Source organism: Photorhabdus sp. S10-54 (assembly GCF_963878145.1).
Taxonomy (GTDB): Bacteria; Pseudomonadota; Gammaproteobacteria; order Enterobacterales; family Enterobacteriaceae; genus Photorhabdus; species Photorhabdus kayaii.
Window position 1 is genome coordinate 71,237 of sequence record NZ_CAWNXG010000009.1, and the last position, 18,360, is coordinate 89,596.

Consider the following 18,360-nt stretch of genomic DNA (forward strand, 5'->3'; position numbering starts at 1 on the left):
ATCTAAGAATTAAGGAAACATTCTGCTTTCTGGATGCACAAACCTTTCTGGCACATAGAGATCATAATCATTGGTGCGACAATATTCTTCCAATTGACGACTAGAATGAAGACCCATTCGTTTATATATGCGTGAGATATGGGTTTCAACCGTACGGTAGGAAATATTTAACATCCTACCGATTTGCTTACTGGTATATTTGTGTAATAGGAGGAAAATAACATCCCATTCCCGTTGGGTAAAGAGATCAGTCGGTGGTTGGAACATAATATTGGCTGGCAATTTTCCATGAAATAGCCGGGTGGATGAGAAATCCTGAGCTTGCCAACCATGATATATTGTTCCTATACTACTTCCGTCTTCATGATAAAGAGGATGTTTTTCAAAAAAATAGGATGACAGAATTTGTTCTTTTCCAAAAGTATGTGTTACAAGCAAACATACTCTTTCTTCTTTTTCCATCACCTTTTGATCATGAGCGATGTATTCTTTGGCAAATTCGGCCCCATCCCAGGGTAATTCATCATCATAAAGCCCTTCAAAGTCAAAAGAACATGAAATATTGAGAAGACGTTTACATGCTTGATTGACATAAATGTGGCATGAGTTTTTATCCTTTATTGCCCAAGGGGCATTACTTTGCTCCATTGTGTTAATAACCTGAGGGGAGATGACATAGTTCTTCTTCATATTAGTGATAACTCCTTTTAATCTAAGGATTAAGGAAACATTCTACTTTCTGGATGCACAAACCTTTCTGGTACATAGAGATCATAATCATTAGTGCGACAATATTCTTCTAATTGACGACTAGAATGAAGACCAATTCGTTTATATATGCGTGAGATATGGGTTTCAACCGTACGGTAGGAAATATTTAACATCCTACCGATTTGCTTACTGGTATATTTGTGTAATAGGAGGAAAATAACATCCCATTCCCGTTGGGTAAAGAGATCAGTCGGTGGTTGGAACATAATATTGGCTGGCAATTTTCCATGAAATAGCCGGGTGGATGAGAAATCCTGAGCTTGCCAACCATGATATATTGTTCCTATACTACTTCCGTCTTCATGNCTTTCTGGATGCACAAACCTTTCTGGTACATAGAGATCATAATCATTAGTGCGACAATATTCTTCTAATTGACGACTAGAATGAAGACCAATTCGTTTATATATGCGTGAGATATGGGTTTCAACCGTACGGTAGGAAATATTTAACATCCTACCGATTTGCTTACTGGTATATTTGTGTAATAGGAGGAAAATAACATCCCATTCCCGTTGGGTAAAGAGATCGGTCGGTGGTTGAAATAATATAGATGCGGGAAGTTTTCCATGAAATAGTCGAGTAATTGAGAAATCTTGGGCTTTCCATGCATGGAGAAAGAGACCGATACATTCATTTTCATCATTATATATTGGATATTTTTCCGAAAAATAAGATGATAGAAATTTATCTTTCCCATATGTATGTGTTTCAAGTGAACATATTCTTTTCTCTTGTTTCATAACATTTTTATCGTGAATAACGAATTCTTTTGCAAATTCAGCCCCGCTCCAAGGGAGTTCAGTATCATATTTCCCTTCATAATCAAATAAATCTGGGAGATTTTGGATTTGTCTGAATGCCAAATTACCAAAAATCCAACATGAGTTTTTGTCTTTGATTGCCCAAGGTTCATTACTTTGCTGCATGGTGTTAATAACTTGAGATGAAATAATTAATTCATTTTCCATGTTATCATTCCTCTTTCTAGCTTTAAAATTAGATTTTTAATCTTATAATCAATTTAACTCACGACTACCTCAAACCCTAGGGTAGTTCATGATCATAAAACCCTTCATAATCAAATAATTGTTTAAAATTATGAATAAATTTTTTTTTAGCTGCATTGCCGTAGATAAAGTTTGAAGAACTATCCTTTATTCCCAACGGGTCATTGTTCATCGCCATTGTATTAATAATCTGAGGTGATATTGCATATTTCTTCTTCATATTAGTGAGAACTCCTTTTTAATCTAAGGGTTAAGGGAGCATTCTGCTTCCAGGTTGCACAAATCTTTTTGGCACATAGAGATCATAATCATTGGTGCGACAATATTCTTCCAATTGACGACTAGAATGAAGACCCATTCGTTTACATATGCGTGAGATATGGTTTTCAACCGTACGGTAGGAAATATTTAACATTGTACCGATTTGCTTACTGGTATATTTGTGTAACATCAAAAAAATAACATCCCATTCCCGTTGAGTAAAGCGATCAGTCGGTGGCTGGAACATAATATTGGCTGGCAATTTTCCATGAAATAGCCGGGTGAATGAGAAATCCTGAGCTTGCCAACCATGATATATTGTTCCTATACAGCTTCCGTCTTCATGATAAAAAGGGTATTTTTCAAAAAAATAAGACGAAAGAATTTGTTCTTTTCCAAATGAACATGTTATAAGTGAACATACTCTTTCTTCTTTTTCTATCACTTTTTGATCATGAGCGATGTACTCTTTGGCGAATTCGGCCCCATCCCAGGGCAATTCATGATCATAAAATCCTTCATAATCAAATGACTCTTTAAAGTTATGAATAAATTTTTTTGTAGCTGAATTACCATAAATAAAACATGAGTTTTTATCTCTTATTCCCCAAGGCTCATTACTTTGCTTCATTGTGTTAATAACTTGAGATGAAATAATTAATTCATTTTCCATGTTATCATTCCTCTTTCTAGCTTTAAAATTAGATTTTTAATCTTATAATCAATTTAACTCACGACTACCCCAAACCCTAGGGTAGTTCATGATCATAAAACCCTTCATAATCAAATAATTGTTTAAAATTATGAATAAATTCTTTTTAGCTATATTGCCGTAGATAAAGTTTGAAGAACTATCCTTTATTCCCAACGGGTCATTGTTCATCGCCATTGTATTAATAATCTGAGGTGATATTGCATAGTTCTTCTTCATATCAGTGAGAACTCCTTTTAATCTAAGAATTAAGGAAACATTCTGCTTTCTGGATGCACAAACCTTTCTGGTACATAGAGATCATAATCATTAGTGCGACAATATTCTTCTAATTGACGACTAGAATGAAGACCCATTCGTTTATATATGCGTGAGATATGGGTTTCAACCGTACGATAGGAAATATTTAACATCCTACCGATTTGTTTACTGGTATATTTGTGTAACATCAGGAAAATAACATCCCATTCCCGTTTAGTAAAAAGATCGGTCGGTGGTTGAAATAATATAGACGCCGGAAGTTTTCCATGAAATAGCCGGGTGAATGAGAAATCCTGGACTTGCCAACCATGAAATATCGTTCCCATACAGCTTCCGTCTTCGTGGTAAAGAGGATATTTTTCACAAAAATAGGATGACAGAATTTGTTCTTTCCCAAATAGATGTGTTTCGAGTGAACATATTCTTTCTTCTTCTTCCATCACTATTTTATCTTGAGTCACGTGTTCTTTAGCAAATTCAGCACCATTCCAAGGAATTTCATAATCGAAAAGCCCTTCATAGTTAAAAGAATTTGAAACATTATGAAGAGATTTTAATGCCAAATTAACATAAATAAGGCATGAATTTTCATCTTTTATTCCCCAAGGATCATTACTCTGTTCCATTGTATTAATAACTTGAGATGAAATAATTAATTCATTTTCCATGTTATCATTCCTCTTTCTAGCCTTAAAATTAGATTTTTAATCTTATAATCAATTTAACTCACGACTACCCCAAACCCTAAGATAGTTCATGATCATAAAACCCTTCATAATCAAATAATTTTTTAAAATTATGAATAAATTTTTTTTAGCTGCATTGCCGTAGATAAAGTTTGAAGAACTATCCTTTATTCCCAACGGGTCATTGTTCATCGCCATTGTATTAATAATCTGAGGAGAGATGACATAGTTCTTCTTCATACTAGTGATAACTCCTTTTAATCTAAGGATTAAGGAAATATTCTGCTTTCTGGATGCACAAACCTTTCTGGTACATAGAGATCATAATCATTGGTGCGACAATAATCTTCTAATTGACGAGTAGAATGAAGACCAAGTCGTTTATATATGCGTGAGATATGGGTTTCAACCGTACGATAGGAAATATTTAACATTCTACCGATTTGCTTACTGGTATATTTATGTAACATCAGAAAAATAACATCCCATTCCCGTTGAGTAAAGAGATCGGTCGGTGGTTGAAACATAATATTGGCTGGCAATTTTCCATGAAATAGCCGGGTGAATGAGAAATCTTGGGCTTGCCAACCATGATATATCGTTCCCATACAGCTTCCGTCTTCATGATAAAGAGGGTATTTTTCAAAAAAATAAGACGAAAGGATTTGTTCTTTTCCAAAAGTATGTGTTAAAAGCAAACATACTCTTTCTTCTTTTTCCATCACCTTTTGATCATGAGCGATGTATTCTTTGGCAAATTCGGCCCCATCCCAAGGTAATTCATCATCATAAAGCCCTTCAAATTCAAATGAACTTGAAAAATTCTTAAGAGATTTTAATGCCAAATTACCATAAATAAAGCATGAGTTTTTATCCTTTATTCCCCACGGGTCATTACTTTTCTTCAATGTATTAATAACTTGAGATGAAATAATTAGTTTATTGTCCATATTATTACCCCTATTTTTCTAACCTTAAAATTAGATTTTTAATTTTATAATCAATTCAATTCCATACTACCTATAGTGACAAATCTTGCGGGAATATAAACGTCAAGTTTATTTTCTTTGCAGAAATCTTTCAATTCTTCGTGTAATGATAAATTGAATTTTTGGTAAATTGACTGAATATGATTAACCACATCTTCGGCACTTATCATTAACTCTTCACCGATTTTCTCTTCATCTAATGAGCGCAGAGTTAGAAAGAGAACTTCCCATTCAGTTTGTGTCAATTTGTCATTAGGGGCGATAAATTCCAACGTTGCCGGAGGGGTTTTATCATAATAGTAAGCAGTAGAAAAGTTTTGGGTTTTGCACATATGAAAAGTGATCCCAATACAATTGCCATCTTCATCACAAAGTGGGTATTTATTACAAAGATAGATTTGCTTAATCTTATATTCTTCAAATGGATGCGTTTCTAGTGAACTAACGCGTTGCATAGTTTGAAGAACTTTTTGATCCTGACGGTGGAATTCTTTTTCATATTCTGCAATAGGTGAGGGTAATTCACCTGTTGTAAGCCCGGTAATATCGAAATCTTCAGGCAAATTGTGTAGTTGATAAAAAGCGGAATTGGCGTAAATAAATCTTGATTGGAGATCTTTGGCCCCCCAAGGTTCATCGCTGTTTTCCCACATATGAATTAATTGTGGGGTGATATTATTAGGTCTGTTTTTTATATGTTGCATTGGTGACTCCTGAACGATTATTTCAGTTGTTATCTGACATGTTTGTTAACTAATTATACTCAAAATGCCTTGGTAATATAATAGAATATAATAACTTGCTCGTCAAAATACATATATTTATTAATTAAGACTTTTATTGTTATATAATGATACTTTTAACATTAACGAATATAACTAAAAATACTATTTTGTATAAAAACATTTTAGTTTACTTACTAAACAGCAAAATTAATGAATAAGCTTTTTAAATCATGAGTAATTAAGTGACGTAGATCAAAAATTTTCTGTCATTAACCAAAGCGTGAGGGAGTGGTTGTTATAACGATGATAGGTAATAGGATGAAAAAGAAGGTGTTATTTTTGGAGCGGAATAATGGCGAAAAAATGGCATTTAATCGGAATAATATTCGATCAATTAAAGAATGCTTTTTAAACGGCGTATGTAGAGCATTGTAATTAGATAAACCATATTTTGGAATTATCAGAATAATCAACTAAATAGAGTTTTCAATCTAAAAACCGAGTTTGAATTTGCCTACTGCGGACAATGGCTATTCTTAAATAAAATTAAGGTTAGGTAAATTCTATAAAATTAAATTATCGAAGAATAATTAAATAAAAAACTTACTTAAAATGGTATAGTCCGAGATATAAAGTTGCATTTCAAGTTCCACTTAGATGTTTGTTACAATCAGGTTCTTACCCCATATCCCGCAGTTTGTATCAATGATTTTCTGCTTTGACAGTGCCGGCGAGGTAACGCCGGAGGTAAAAATTTGACCTGATTTTCATTAACTTCAGAATATTCCTATATTTTTTAACTTAAATTTGTTGCATTATTGATCATCGCTTAACACTTAAGTGGTAATAATATGTCAATGATTTTAGTTAAACCCATGCTTCATGTGGTAAGTCAATGGAAAAGTGAATAGATGGCAATAGGATATTTCCTGCTGGTTGGTGACAAAACCACCTGTGGCGGACAGATTATTACTGGTGACCACACCATGACATTTAATGGACGCGCAACGGCTCGCGAAGGGGATAAGGTTACCTGTGGTAAGCATCCCGGTACTTACATCATTGTCGGTGGTGTATCCGATATGTTTGACATGGGGCGAAAGTTGGCCGGCACACTGGATAGTGTCAGCGCTTTCCCCTGTCGGGCCCGGTTTATTAATTCTGAGATGGACAGCTATGAGAAGCAGGATCAGCCTCGTCAACAAGCGGTAATGGCGGCGCAGAACTTCTCATCACCGGTGAAGGAAGTGAGGGATATTCAGCCCAGTCCTCCACCAGTAACGCAGGAGCTTCCGCCTCCGATCCCGGTATTTGCCAAATCCCGCCAACGGGCCAAAGGTTGTACTGATGCCGGTACGGAGACTGAACCGGCAAATAATTTTGGCAGGATAGCGATATATCAGGTGCCGTCATCTCCTGCGCCGGTCACGGCACAAGAGCCTGAACAGCCTCCACAGGGCAAGAAATACCCGCCAAACCGGATAAGCCGCAGGATAAAAAATTACCGTGGTATAAGCGGTGGTTTAGCGGTAGCAAAGATAAGGCCGAAGCCGCCGTTACCGCTGTGGCCGCCATTGCTCGCGGTGCGATAGCGGACGGTGAAGCATTGGTGATGCGTTACGTTGGTGGTGGCGTTACCAGTGCTGGGCGCTGGCTGGCGGCACCGAATCTGTTGACAGTCGGATTAATGGGACTGTTTTATTCATCGGAGCTAAATCAAGGCGAAGAGGACTATTTAGATCGGTATCACCTGAGTGAAATTGCGGAACGGTCCGGTAAAGCGCCGACTCGTGTTCGCTTTCGTTGGATCAGAGATGAAAAAAGCGGAAGGATGACGGTTCAGGGCTATCACGTTAGCCCGGAAAGTGGTTTGGATAAAGTGCCAGTTCGTATGATGAGATTGAATCCGACTACCGGTAATTATGAATGCACAAACTTAATCAGGAACAGGAGTTATACAAATAATGGCGGCCAACATTGAAGCATTGATTAATTTCTTGGGTAAGTCTTATCAGGAAATTTTTGATAAAGGGTTAATTCCTTATAAGACCAAGCCAACAGGATACCCAGGAGATCCTGATATCACTTTGGATATGATTAAAGAAGGGATGTATTTGGCTTTTAAGAGGGATGGTAAGATTCTGTTTGCTATATACCCGTCATCTTTCAAGTTGCCTCTTTGTTGGCTGCACTCGCTCACCCCGGTCACATAGTTCGCTATGCTCCCGGGGACTCGCTCCCTTGCCGTCGCGATGTATCTTGAAATCCATAGGGTATATAATATTTTTAAATAAAATATTCCAACAGGGCGGGTTATTTTCTCCATTAATAATGAATAAGAACAACATGAAAAAACTAGGAATAAATACGTAATCTAAGACAATAAAAACTTTTCCGGTATATAGTGATTGAAATTATTGGCTCGACAATACGCTTCCAGTTGTTGGCTGGAATTAACCCCTATCTTACGGTATATCCGAGTCATATAAGATTCAACAGTGCGATAGGCCAGATTCAGTATCCGTCCAATTTGCTTTCTGGTATTTTTCTGTAAAAAGAGGAAAATGACATCCCATTCACGTTGAGTAAAAAGATCAGTTGGTGGTTGCAGCATAATTGAGGCGGGAAGTTTGTTGTGGTATTGATGTAAATAGGATAATGAATAGTTTTGTGCTTTCCAACCATGATATATGACTCCGATGCAATCTCCATCTTTATGGTAAAAAGGTGATTTTTCGAAAAAGTAAGACGATAGGATTTTCTCTTTGCCAAATATATGGGTTTCGATTGAGCATATTCTCTGCTGTTTTTCTATTACCTTTTTGTCATGATTAATAAATTGTTCCGAAAATTTAGCGCTATCCCAAGGAAGTTCATTTTCATAGACCCCTTCAAATTCAAATGAATTTGAAAAGTTCTGAAGAGATTTTAATGCTAGATTACCGTAAATAAAGCATGAATTTTTATCTTTAATTCCCCAAGGCTCGTTGCTTACTGCCAGTGTATTAATAACTTGAGATGATATAGTTATGTGATTACTCATATTATAGTTCCTTTTTACCTATTTTGGGTTTAAGTCGTGATATGTTTGAATCATATTGTCAGTTTAATACTTTATTACCAGCAATAACAGGCTTTTTCATAAAATAATTATTATGGTTATTTTTATTACGAGAATTGTTTAGTTGTATATGACATTGTAGATTTAATTTTGGGTAAATTTTCTTACTATAATTAACTGTGTTTTCTACAATAGATGAAGGTAATTTACCAGTTAAAAATCTTTCAATATCCTAATTCTTAGGAACATTGTGATATTGGTAGAGAATAGGGAGGGGGATTTTTGATAAATAATTATTTTTATTGGAAATTATTGCCTTTTTTACACAGGTAAATTAGTTCAATAATGGTATTATTTTTGTTGTAATTTATAGTTAATATGACATTTTATTATTTAGGTGATTATTTAAATGATTTATTTGTTTATGATATTTAAAATAGCTGTGTTTTATAATAGAGAGAAATGGCTAATTCTTTCTTTTAATTAAATTTAAATTTATTTAAGATGTGAATTTCAAATATGAGGAAATGTAACAGGAAATAATTATTTTTTCTAAAAATTAAATAGGCATTAAGCTGTTTATGTAACTGATATTTTTAATATATGAAAATTATGCCGGTATAATTTGAAATAATCTTACCATCCATTGATGGTAAGATTGTATTATACCGACAGCGATAAACTATTTAATCATGCTTTTTATGATTAAAAAATAGTAAATAAAATCATTAAGATAGTAAAAATTTTTCGGGTACATAGCGTTTAAAATTGTTGATGAGACAGTATTCTTCCAGTTGTTGGTTGGAGTCAACACCTATCTTGTGATATATATTGGTCATATGGGATTCAACTGTATGATAAGAGATATTTAATATTTTTCCAATCTGTTTCCTGGTGTATTTTTGTAAAAAGAAGAAAATAATATCCCATTCACGTTGGGTAAAAGAATCTGTTGGTGGGTGAAATATAATAGAAGTGGGCAGCTCGTTATAATATTGATGTAAGTTAATTAATGAAAAGTCTTTGGCTTTCCATCCATGAAAAAATATGCCTATACATTCCTTTGCATCGTTATATAGTGGTAATTTTTCTTGGAAGTAAGACGATAAGATTTTTTCTTTTCCATATGTATATGTTTCAAGTGAACAGATTCTTTTCCCTTTTGTTATTACAATTTTATCGTGATCAATAAATTCTTTCGCAAACTCCGCTCCACTCCAGGGAAGTTCGTCATCAAAAAGCCCTTCATAATCAAATGACGTTGGAATGTTTTGAATAGATCTTAGGGCCAGGTTAGCATAAATAAAGCGTGAATTTTTATCTTTGATTCCCCACGGTTCATTGCTTGCTTCCATCGTGTTTATTATTTGTGATGAAATATATGTTCCATTAATTTTTTTCATGATTAAGACCTATTATAGTGATGATAAGTTTATAATACTCGGCAACCCTAAGTGATCAATATTTATACCCGTTATCCTTCAAGTTGCCTCTTTGTTGGCTGCACTCGCTCACCCCGATCACATAGTTTGCTATGCTCCCGGGGATTCACTCCCTTGCCGTCGCGATGCATCTTGAAATCCATAGGGTATATAGGGTGTAAAAGAGGGTAGTTATTTTTCTTGTAGTGGTCTCCAAATGAGTGAGTTTCTAGCAAAGTGACTCTGCATCGTTTCAAAGTATGTTTTATCTTAGTAGAGGAATTCTTGTTCATATTTTAAGATTATCAAATATAATTTATATGTTTAAATGACTCTATTTTTATTCTTCGTACAAGTTAAGATTAAAGTGATACTGTTTAGTTTACTTTTTATATTTTGCATAGTAAATCCTTGGTGATTACTTAAGACATTATCTGAATGATTTAAGTAATAACTCTACTTAACATGATTTGATTCTATAGCATAGAACAACAATTTGTTTTTCAAGGGAAAATAACTATTAATTAAATTCTTTATTATTTAATAGAAAAACTTTAAATAAAAACAAATATATTTATTGGTATTATTTTACAGCAAAATTATTTAATAAGGGTGTTTTTTATGAATGTTCAATGATAGCTGGTAATACTTATTTTTTTTCGATGGTAATTATTGATGAATGGTTATATACCCTATGGATTTCAAGATGGATTGCGACGGCAAGGGAGTGAATCCCCGGGAGCATAGCAAACTATGTGACCGGGGTGAGTGAATGCAGCCAACAAAGAGGCAACTTTAAAGATGACGGGTATAATCACTTAAATTTCCCTATAATCTAACTTTTCAAATGAATTTATAGCGCTATTTTTCGATAGATTATAAATTTTAACTCCTCTTTTTATTGCTATTTCATGAGCTAGGTTGAAACAAGGAATGATGAAATCATGTAAGTTATTATTTAATTTGGTATCTAGCTGATCATTTTGGGTTTCATAAAATCTTGGTTTCGAAAAATTGTTCATGTCTAGACCTGCGAAATATATTTTTTTATAGCCCAAAAACAATGCTATTTGCAGAGCGGAATATGCAACTGTTGTTCCGTTGTAGAATCCGAGATTTAAGTTTAATGAGAATGCTACACTATTCTGTATTATTATTTCATCACTCTTTATTTCAAAAAGTTCTTTTTCCTCTTGATAAACTGGCTGGTCAATATTCTCAATAATAATGACTTTACATGTTAATTCAAGATAACCGTAATGAATTAAGATATCATTGAGACAATCCATTGTTGTGAAGAGTATCAATTCATCGTCTTTTAATATATTTAAAACGATATTCTTCCTATTTATAATGAATGTGCGGTCAATTATAACATGGTATTTGAATTTCACTTCTGGTGATAATTCATACGAGCCGTTAACACCCATAATATCAAATTTGGTATCATCAAAAAAATCTGTTTTGATGGTAGATACCGACGGTCCAGATGCAATAATGATTAAGGGTTTTTCTGATTTTTTTGGGAATTCATTGATGTTTATATTTTTCTTATTGAATGAAACGGAGTCGATTTTGCCATTAATGTTTCTTGAGATCTTTATGTGAGGCCAAAAGTTCATATTGTGTTTCATTTTTTTACTGGATACATTTCTGTATATTGATTTTGTTATATTCTGCTTACAGAGCATACCTAGTTTTAAAAGATATTTATATTTAAAAAACATATTGTAGTCCCATTGTTCATTTTAAATTGGAATATTCAATTAATTATTTTTTGCTTTTTTATCTTTATCTCATTTTGAGATTTAGGTGTATATGCAATACAATTAGCAGGGATATCTTTATTAACAAATGACATTGCGCCTATGTAGACATTATCTCCAATTGTTATATTATCACTTATAATACAAGAGTTTGCACCTATTTTTACATTATCACTTATACTTATTTTCCCTTGAGTATCTTCATTAAGAACGCCAATGGTTGTATTTTGTAAAATATGAAAGTTATCACCAATAACGCAAGTGCGGGAAATAACAATGCCAACATAATGAGATATACGTAAATTTTTTCCTATATAGGAGCCTAATCCTAAATCACATCCATATTTATTTCTTAAATTTCTATTGATACGAATTGAGATTTTCTTGGCTTTATTTGTCCTGTATAAATAATTAGCAATTCTCCACCAGAAATAGAACCTGCGGTCTGGGCATTTAAGGACTCGATGGATTGTTTTGAACCATGAAAACGATGTCCGTGAACAGATAACTTCGCTGAGTAAACATGCTTTTAAATGGCTTAGCTCTTCTTTATGTGATAACACCGTGTTCATTTTTTTATCAATACCTTGCACTGATTAGCCGTATCATTTTTCAGACATGGATTATATTAAAAATGTTGAATTTAGCCAAATAAATCGATTTGGCAAACCTAGCTATGTGAATTTTTGTTGACGAAATACAAGTGAATCCCAAGAAAAAACCACCGTCAAGTGCAAATGACGTAAATTCAGTAAACACAGGCACAATTTCAATTGTTGCCAACGCTGATATTGCGGTAGGAACAGCAACGTACTGGAAAGATCATAAGTTTGGTATTGCTCTTGCTCAAATCGTATTAATTAAAGTTGGAAATTTTTTAAATTATCAGTAATTAAAGTGTCAATAGTGATACTGAATTGGTATTAATAGATAAATTTCTGGATGTAGTTTCTAATGTTGAATTACTGATTGCTAGCAATTATATAAAAATAATTAACCTTGTAAGTAATAAAAACACTGCATTATTATTTTTCTGAACTAGACTTGATTGGCGCGAATTGCAAGAGGGATTGCTTTTACAATAATTTAATATATTGATTATAAAATAATATTATTTAATTTTAGGAGAAAGTACATGAGTTATAAGAATGATTTTAAGGCTTTTTCTATTGGTGATAATGCGAATGTGGTAAATCAAGGAAAATATGAAGAAAACCAAAGTTTGAAGAGTGGATTTACACCAGATAATGTTCCCACTCACTTGTTAAATAAGGTATTACGTCAAGCGTCAACCATATCATCTGTCGTGGCTGATTTTATCGCGACACGATCTGGCAATGATGTTCTGGATGATGGCAACATAGCCAAACTCACCGATCAATTAAATAAAGCGCTAGAGCAAAAAATTACAACAGACATTCCCAGTGCTTCATTAACACAAAAGGGCGTTGTTCAGCTTACAAATGTGATTGGCGATAGCAACACATTGGCGGTTACACAAAAGCTTGTTCAGGAAGTCATAAATTCATTACGTGAATATACCCGCGAAGAGATAGATAATCGGATTAAAACAGCCAATGAAATTCCTGTTGGTTCTCCTATTCCGTGGCCGTTACCTCATCCACCGTTTGGTTATTTCGCTTGTAATGGTTCAGCATTTAATAGATTGCAGTATCCGAAGTTGGCGGAAGCTTATCCTGACGGCAGATTGCCTGATTTAAGAGGCGAATTTATCCGCGGATGGGATGATGGTCGAGGGATAGATCCAGAACGTTCATTATTGAAGTTGCAGGAGGGGTCTTATTTACTACAGGAAGCTGGTGGAGCTGATAATGTTGTTAATTTTTCACGTAATGATCGTGTGGCATTACAGTGGGATATTCCGCAAAATAAAACCATTTCATTAAGGGCTAGGGCTGCTACAGCAGGCCCTGGGACTTGGACCACCACTGCAACTTATATAGGGGTATCAAGACCTCGCAATATCGCATTTAGCTACATAGTGAGAGCAGAGTAATGGCTGAAAATACGCTTGATAGCCAGAATATAGAAGTATTCTAGGATATGGGAATTTTGCTTGTTGATGGACAAGCATGTTGGCTGCAAAGGGTAAAATGTAACTGAAAAAATGATATTTCCCCGAACCTAAATTTTACCCTTTTTTAATGACCAACTATAATTCATTGATTTTTAATGAAATTTAATTTCTCTCATAAAAAAGGGTTTTTTTGCTTTTGATAAATATATTCTTTGATAGTCAGTGAGTTGGAGTTAATATGTAACAGTGCACTGCCGTACAGGCAGCTTAGAAAGTCTAATGGAGGTGAAGCCTTTGTTGATGTTCCGGCAAGTGTTGCAGTTAAAGTATTGTTGTTAAATACAATGCTGCAAACAAAAACAAGTAATGCAGAGCTAGCGAGAAAACTAGGAACGCGTCCGCAAGATGTTCAACGTATAGTCTCATTGCGTCACAACACGAAGATTGACACGGTAGAAAGCGCGTTAAATGTTCTTGGTAAAAGATTGAATCTCGCTATTAGTTAACAACTTATTATACACGTTCAAAGGCTGCGCATTGCGTGGCCTTTTTTATTGATAGATAAAATTTTCTTTTCCGTCGGTTCTACGAATAGAGAAAATAGTTTTCAGATGTTAAATATAAATGGTTTTGGCATGTTCTCGATTCTAAAATATTTAATTACTTATTGCCGCTAATTATATAAAAATAGTCAATCTCCTAATAAATAGGAATGCTGTATTACTCTTCTTTCTGAACTAGACTTTGATTTTAATGAATTACAGGCGGATTATTTTTACAGTAATTAAATATGTTGATTATAAAAAATATTATTTTTCTTAAGGAGTAAGGATATGAGTCAAAAAAATGATTTTAAGGCTTTTTCTATTGGTGATAATGCTAATGTAATTAGCCAAGAAAAATATGAAGAAAATCAGAATTTGCAGACTGGGTTTCCACAAGATGGTATTACTACTGATATGCTAAATAAGGCATTACGTCAGTCGTCCACGATATCTTCTGTAGTCGCTAATTTTATCGCCACACACTCTGGCAATGATGTTCTGGATGATGGGAATATAGAGAAACTCAACGCTCAATTAAATAGAGCACTGGAACAAAAAACAAAGGTTCCTGATGCCTCATTAACACAGAAAGGTATTGTTCAACTTACAAATGAGGTTGGCAATAGCAATACATTGGCTGTTACACAAAAACTTGCTCAGGAAATAATAAATTCATTACGTGAAGAAATTAATATCCCTGTGGGTTCCCCCATTCCGTGGCCGTTACCCTATCCACCTATCAACTATCTCGTTTGTAACGGTGCATTTTTCAATAAATTACAGTACCCAAAGTTAGCAGAAGCTTATCCTGACGGCAGATTGCCCGATCTAAGGGGAGAATTTATCCGTGGCTGGGACAGTGGTCGAAATGTGGATCCATCTCGTTCAATATTGTCATGGCAAGAAGGGGCTTATTTGCTACAGAATGTTGATCGGGCTAATAATTTTATGATTACCCTCTCACGTAATGAGTTTGCAAAATTGCAGTGGGATATTCCCCAAAATAAAAATACTTCGGTAAAAGCTGTATATTATAAAGCTCAGGCAGATTGGATTGCAAATTCCGCATTTATAGGGGTATCGAGGCCCCGTAATATAGCATTTAACTACATAGTGAGAGCAGCAGCATGCAGCATAATGACAGAACAAAAATACGCTTTAGAACATGAAACCGCCGTATTGGGTGAAGACGGATTAGCAATTCAAGCCGGCTGGATAAAAGTTTATCACACGGATCAAATAACAAGAGAATTTACTCACGCTGATATTGAATATGTCATGCTCGGTGTCAGTTTGTCAGCGAATTCTTATTTAGATGCACCAGACTTTCCCGATTCTGATGATGTGGCTGTTTGTCGCAGTGAAGACGGTAAGTGTTGGGAAATCGTTCCTGATTATCGGGGGAAAATAGCTTACGGCACGTTAACTCGCGCTCCGACTGAAATTACTGAAATCGGTGAATTGCCGGATACTCTCACATTCAAAAAACCCCCCACTGATTTTGACACGTGGAACGGCAAAGAATGGGTAGTTGATAAAGACCTTCTCAAATCCCATCAGATTAATGAAGCTAAGCAACAACAAGCAGCACTGTTACAACAAGCAAATGAAACACTCTCATTGCTACAAGACTCTGTTGACTTAGAAGTCGCTACAGACTCAGAGAAAGCCGCTTTGCTGGAATGGAAGAAATACAGAGTATTGCTTACGCGTGTAGATGTGAATCAAGCGCCGGATGTGGAATGGCCGGAGGTGCCGAAGTGAGGAAAATATAGCGAAAGGATATAGTGAACGAATAGTGAAATGTGATTTGTATCAACAAAAAAGCCACCTTGCGGTGGCCTTTTCTTTTCCCTAACTCACTGTTTTATAGTAAGTTTTCATTTGGTGCCCAGGGCGGGACTTGAACCCGCACAGCCTTAAGGCCGAGGGATTTTAAAAACCATCACAGCATTTTAAGAAACAATAAGTTAAGTTAAATCAGTTAGTTATATTTTATATATGTGCATTAATGTAGAGCTATATATGATGTTGTCGCCACTTGAAATCAGTCATCTTCAATCTGATCATAAGGGTTGAGAGTTAGTGCCAAATCGAGATGCTCTGGAGCAAAGTGTGCATAGCGCATTGTCATATTTATAGTGCTGTGACCCAATATTTGTTGTAGCACTAAAATATTACCGCCCCGCGTCATAAAATGTGATGCAAATGTATGACGGAGCACATGAGTTAATTGTCCATCCGGGAGGCTTATTCCCGCTCTTGATAATGCTCCTTCAAAGGCGTCGTAACAGTTCGAAAACAGAATTCCTCGGCGCTTCGGTAATCTATCGTATAAGCGTTTTGATATTGGCACTGTACGATTTTTGCTACTTTTTGTTTTTGTGAATGTTACTTTGTATTTCATTACTTGGGATTGAGTTAATTTTTGTGCCTCTCCCCATCGGACCCCGGTTGCAAGACATATACGTACAACATGACCTAGGTCTTTATTTTTGGAATCATCGCAGGCATCCAACAAGCGTTTAATCTCTTCTTGGTACAGAAATGCTAGTTCTTGGTCTCCTTCCTTGAATTGTCTGATGCCACTTAAAGGGTTGTCCCTTTCCCATTCACCCATTCTCTTTAATTCTGAGAATACGGCATGCAAATATGATTGTTCTCTATTAACTGTAGATTGCGCCGGTGATTCTCGGCCTTTTGCGTTCCATTTACCATTCAGTCTTTCTTCTCGATAAATAGCAAATGTATTTTTATCGAAATCAATAGCAAAGGGATCACCTAATCGTTTACATAAAGTATCTAATTTAGTTTTGCGTGATTTGCCATCATTAAGTGTTTGCCCGTGCATTTCATACCAACGATCAACCAAGTCGCTTATCTTTTGAGTATTCTCAGCGCTAATGTCTAAATGTTCTGTGGAAGTCATGCGACGATCAAATGAAAGTGCTTCCCCTTTTGTGGCAAACTGTTTTCTTACTCGCTTTCCATCTCGTCCGTTGGGGTAGCATTCACAAATCCATTTGCCGGATTGTAATTTTCTTACTGTCATAGAAATTTCCAAATTCACCAACAGCATTTTGCGATATGGCGATATCGGCAATGATATTGGTGAGGTAATTATTAATATTTTTAATCACTTATTGCAAAGTTCTAATGCAGTATCAATAAGCTATTCTAGCAATAGGGCTAATTTAGTTATCATCCCACTTCTTTTTTGGTCTTTGATTGCGCGAACGAATCGCTAACCGCCTGCATATTTAAGCGTGCCGCATCGTCCATTGTGCGGTAATTTTCTATTAGTTTCTCCTCATCATTAGTTATATTTGATTGTCGAACCCTTGAACCTGTGAGTACGTACATTATATCTACACCCGCGGCGGCTAATGCTGATAGATAGTTCGCATCAGGTGCTCTCTCATCACGTTCGTAATGAGCTTGAGCATTTCTAGAGTACCCAGCCAGCTCTGCGAAATCAGTTTGATTAAGCCCCATGCGGTCACGTTCTTCGCGCAATCTGCATCCGATTGTGTTCATTTTTTTGTAATTCCAATTGGCTTGACTACTTTTGTGGTCAATAATGGGTTAATGTGAAACTTAATGGATCACAATATACCATTATGATAAAGCAAGTTAAGCATAATCAACGATCAAATATCCCAAGAGGAATTGCATCACAAGGTCCCGTTCCGATGAGGCTATCGGATATGGACTCATGAGCATGTTTTTGCACTGGCGAAAAAGCACAGTATTAAACCCAACCCCCTGTATCAGCAGGGGTGCTCTCGTGTTGGGTGTATGCCGTGCATTCATGCCCGCAAATCTGAACTCGCGGAAATATTCGTTCGTTTCCCAGATGAAATTGCCCGCGTCGCTCAATGGGAGCGTATGGTCGCGGCTTGTTCCCGCTACGGTAACAGCACCTTTTTTCCTTCTCATCAGGATCCCGTGAAACGGGAACGTCGCATTGACTGTGTGACTCTTGAATCTCACGGCATAGAGACATACCGCGATTGGGCGTTGACCTCTAGGGGGGGGCGTCAGTTTGATTTATTGGCCGAAGAAAATTCATATCAGGCGTGTAGTTCTGTTTATGCTGGAGTGTGTGAGTGAA

Annotated in this window: 16 protein-coding genes and 6 pseudogenes; 7 read left to right on the plus strand and 15 right to left on the minus strand. The window is 35.6% G+C overall.

Annotation, left to right across the window (positions count from 1 at the left end; genetic code table 11):
• Nucleotides 1–9: 9 nt before the first annotated feature.
• The 9 genes and pseudogenes from AACQ83_RS07000 to AACQ83_RS07045 all read right to left on the minus strand — a co-directional run bounded on the left by AACQ83_RS07000 (nt 10) and on the right by AACQ83_RS07045 (nt 5,394).
• The gene (locus AACQ83_RS07000) at nt 10–690 is read right to left on the minus strand and encodes a helix-turn-helix transcriptional regulator (protein ID WP_112876934.1); all 681 of its coding nucleotides are present in this window, start codon (nt 688–690) and stop codon (nt 10–12) included.
• Between the two features lie 29 nt (nt 691–719).
• A pseudogene (locus tag AACQ83_RS07005) lies at nt 720–1,088 on the minus strand (helix-turn-helix transcriptional regulator); the annotation flags it as partial.
• Nucleotides 1,080–1,742 (minus strand): annotated as a pseudogene (locus AACQ83_RS07010) (helix-turn-helix transcriptional regulator); the annotation flags it as partial. The pseudogenes AACQ83_RS07010 and AACQ83_RS07005, both read right to left, overlap by 9 nt.
• Nucleotides 1,743–1,818: 76 nt before the next feature.
• A complete protein-coding gene (locus AACQ83_RS07015; protein WP_339366762.1) occupies nt 1,819–2,001 on the minus strand; it encodes a hypothetical protein in 183 nt (60 codons plus the stop codon).
• Nucleotides 2,002–2,031: 30 nt separating this feature from the next.
• The gene (locus tag AACQ83_RS07020) at nt 2,032–2,715 is read right to left on the minus strand and encodes a helix-turn-helix transcriptional regulator (protein WP_112876935.1); all 684 of its coding nucleotides are present in this window, start codon (nt 2,713–2,715) and stop codon (nt 2,032–2,034) included.
• A gap of 287 nt (nt 2,716–3,002) precedes the next feature.
• Nucleotides 3,003–3,683: a helix-turn-helix transcriptional regulator gene (locus AACQ83_RS07030; protein ID WP_112876936.1), complete on the minus strand. Its 681-nt coding sequence runs from the start codon at nt 3,681–3,683 to the stop codon at nt 3,003–3,005.
• 48 nt (nt 3,684–3,731) lie between these two features.
• Nucleotides 3,732–3,941, minus strand: coding sequence for a hypothetical protein (locus tag AACQ83_RS07035; protein ID WP_315903389.1), 210 nt, complete (start codon nt 3,939–3,941; stop codon nt 3,732–3,734).
• A gap of 29 nt (nt 3,942–3,970) precedes the next feature.
• Nucleotides 3,971–4,651: a helix-turn-helix transcriptional regulator gene (locus tag AACQ83_RS07040; RefSeq protein WP_112876937.1), complete on the minus strand. Its 681-nt coding sequence runs from the start codon at nt 4,649–4,651 to the stop codon at nt 3,971–3,973.
• Nucleotides 4,652–4,701: 50 nt separating this feature from the next.
• On the minus strand, nt 4,702–5,394 hold the full coding sequence (locus AACQ83_RS07045) for a PAS domain-containing protein (RefSeq protein WP_112876938.1): 693 nt from the start codon (nt 5,392–5,394) through the stop codon (nt 4,702–4,704).
• Nucleotides 5,395–6,326: 932 nt separating this feature from the next.
• Here AACQ83_RS07045 and AACQ83_RS07050 point away from each other — a divergent pair.
• Nucleotides 6,327–7,342, plus strand: a pseudogene (locus tag AACQ83_RS07050) (PAAR domain-containing protein); the annotation flags it as partial.
• 37 nt (nt 7,343–7,379) lie between these two features.
• Nucleotides 7,380–7,568: pseudogene (locus AACQ83_RS07055) on the plus strand (DUF6392 family protein); the annotation flags it as partial.
• A 221-nt stretch (nt 7,569–7,789) separates the two neighbouring features.
• Here the strand turns inward: AACQ83_RS07055 and AACQ83_RS07060 are convergent.
• The 4 genes from AACQ83_RS07060 to AACQ83_RS07075 form a co-directional block, all read right to left on the minus strand.
• Nucleotides 7,790–8,458, minus strand: coding sequence for a LuxR C-terminal-related transcriptional regulator (locus AACQ83_RS07060; protein ID WP_112876939.1), 669 nt, complete (start codon nt 8,456–8,458; stop codon nt 7,790–7,792).
• Nucleotides 8,459–9,204: 746 nt separating this feature from the next.
• The gene (locus tag AACQ83_RS07065; protein ID WP_112876940.1) at nt 9,205–9,879 is read right to left on the minus strand and encodes a helix-turn-helix transcriptional regulator; all 675 of its coding nucleotides are present in this window, start codon (nt 9,877–9,879) and stop codon (nt 9,205–9,207) included.
• A gap of 836 nt (nt 9,880–10,715) precedes the next feature.
• Complete coding sequence (locus AACQ83_RS07070; RefSeq protein WP_146747888.1) at nt 10,716–11,519, minus strand: lipopolysaccharide core biosynthesis protein RfaZ; 804 nt, start codon at nt 11,517–11,519, stop codon at nt 10,716–10,718.
• A 140-nt stretch (nt 11,520–11,659) separates the two neighbouring features.
• Complete coding sequence (locus tag AACQ83_RS07075) at nt 11,660–12,256, minus strand: serine acetyltransferase (protein WP_240000720.1); 597 nt, start codon at nt 12,254–12,256, stop codon at nt 11,660–11,662.
• Between the two features lie 110 nt (nt 12,257–12,366).
• Between AACQ83_RS07075 and AACQ83_RS07080 the strand changes: the two genes are divergently transcribed.
• From AACQ83_RS07080 to AACQ83_RS07095, 4 genes and pseudogenes are all read left to right on the plus strand, one after another.
• On the plus strand, nt 12,367–12,555 hold the full coding sequence (locus tag AACQ83_RS07080; protein ID WP_113048417.1) for a hypothetical protein: 189 nt from the start codon (nt 12,367–12,369) through the stop codon (nt 12,553–12,555).
• 243 nt (nt 12,556–12,798) lie between these two features.
• A complete protein-coding gene (locus AACQ83_RS07085; RefSeq protein WP_112876943.1) occupies nt 12,799–13,680 on the plus strand; it encodes a phage tail protein in 882 nt (293 codons plus the stop codon).
• 854 nt (nt 13,681–14,534) lie between these two features.
• Nucleotides 14,535–15,153: pseudogene (locus tag AACQ83_RS07090) on the plus strand (tail fiber protein); the annotation flags it as partial.
• Nucleotides 15,154–15,383: 230 nt separating this feature from the next.
• Entirely contained in the window at nt 15,384–16,010 is a 627-nt protein-coding gene (locus AACQ83_RS07095) for a tail fiber assembly protein (protein ID WP_112877008.1), read from the plus strand.
• Nucleotides 16,011–16,293: 283 nt separating this feature from the next.
• Here the strand turns inward: AACQ83_RS07095 and AACQ83_RS07100 are convergent, their stop codons facing one another.
• Nucleotides 16,294–17,298: a phage integrase gene (locus AACQ83_RS07100; RefSeq protein WP_112876944.1), complete on the minus strand. Its 1,005-nt coding sequence runs from the start codon at nt 17,296–17,298 to the stop codon at nt 16,294–16,296.
• Between the two features lie 149 nt (nt 17,299–17,447).
• Nucleotides 17,448–17,762 (minus strand): helix-turn-helix domain-containing protein, encoded by a 315-nt coding sequence (locus AACQ83_RS07105; RefSeq protein WP_240000721.1) that lies wholly within the window; start codon nt 17,760–17,762, stop codon nt 17,448–17,450.
• A 192-nt stretch (nt 17,763–17,954) separates the two neighbouring features.
• Here AACQ83_RS07105 and AACQ83_RS07110 point away from each other — a divergent pair.
• A pseudogene (locus tag AACQ83_RS07110) lies at nt 17,955–18,359 on the plus strand (phosphoadenosine phosphosulfate reductase domain-containing protein); the annotation flags it as partial.
• Nucleotide 18,360: the final 1 nt, after the last annotated feature.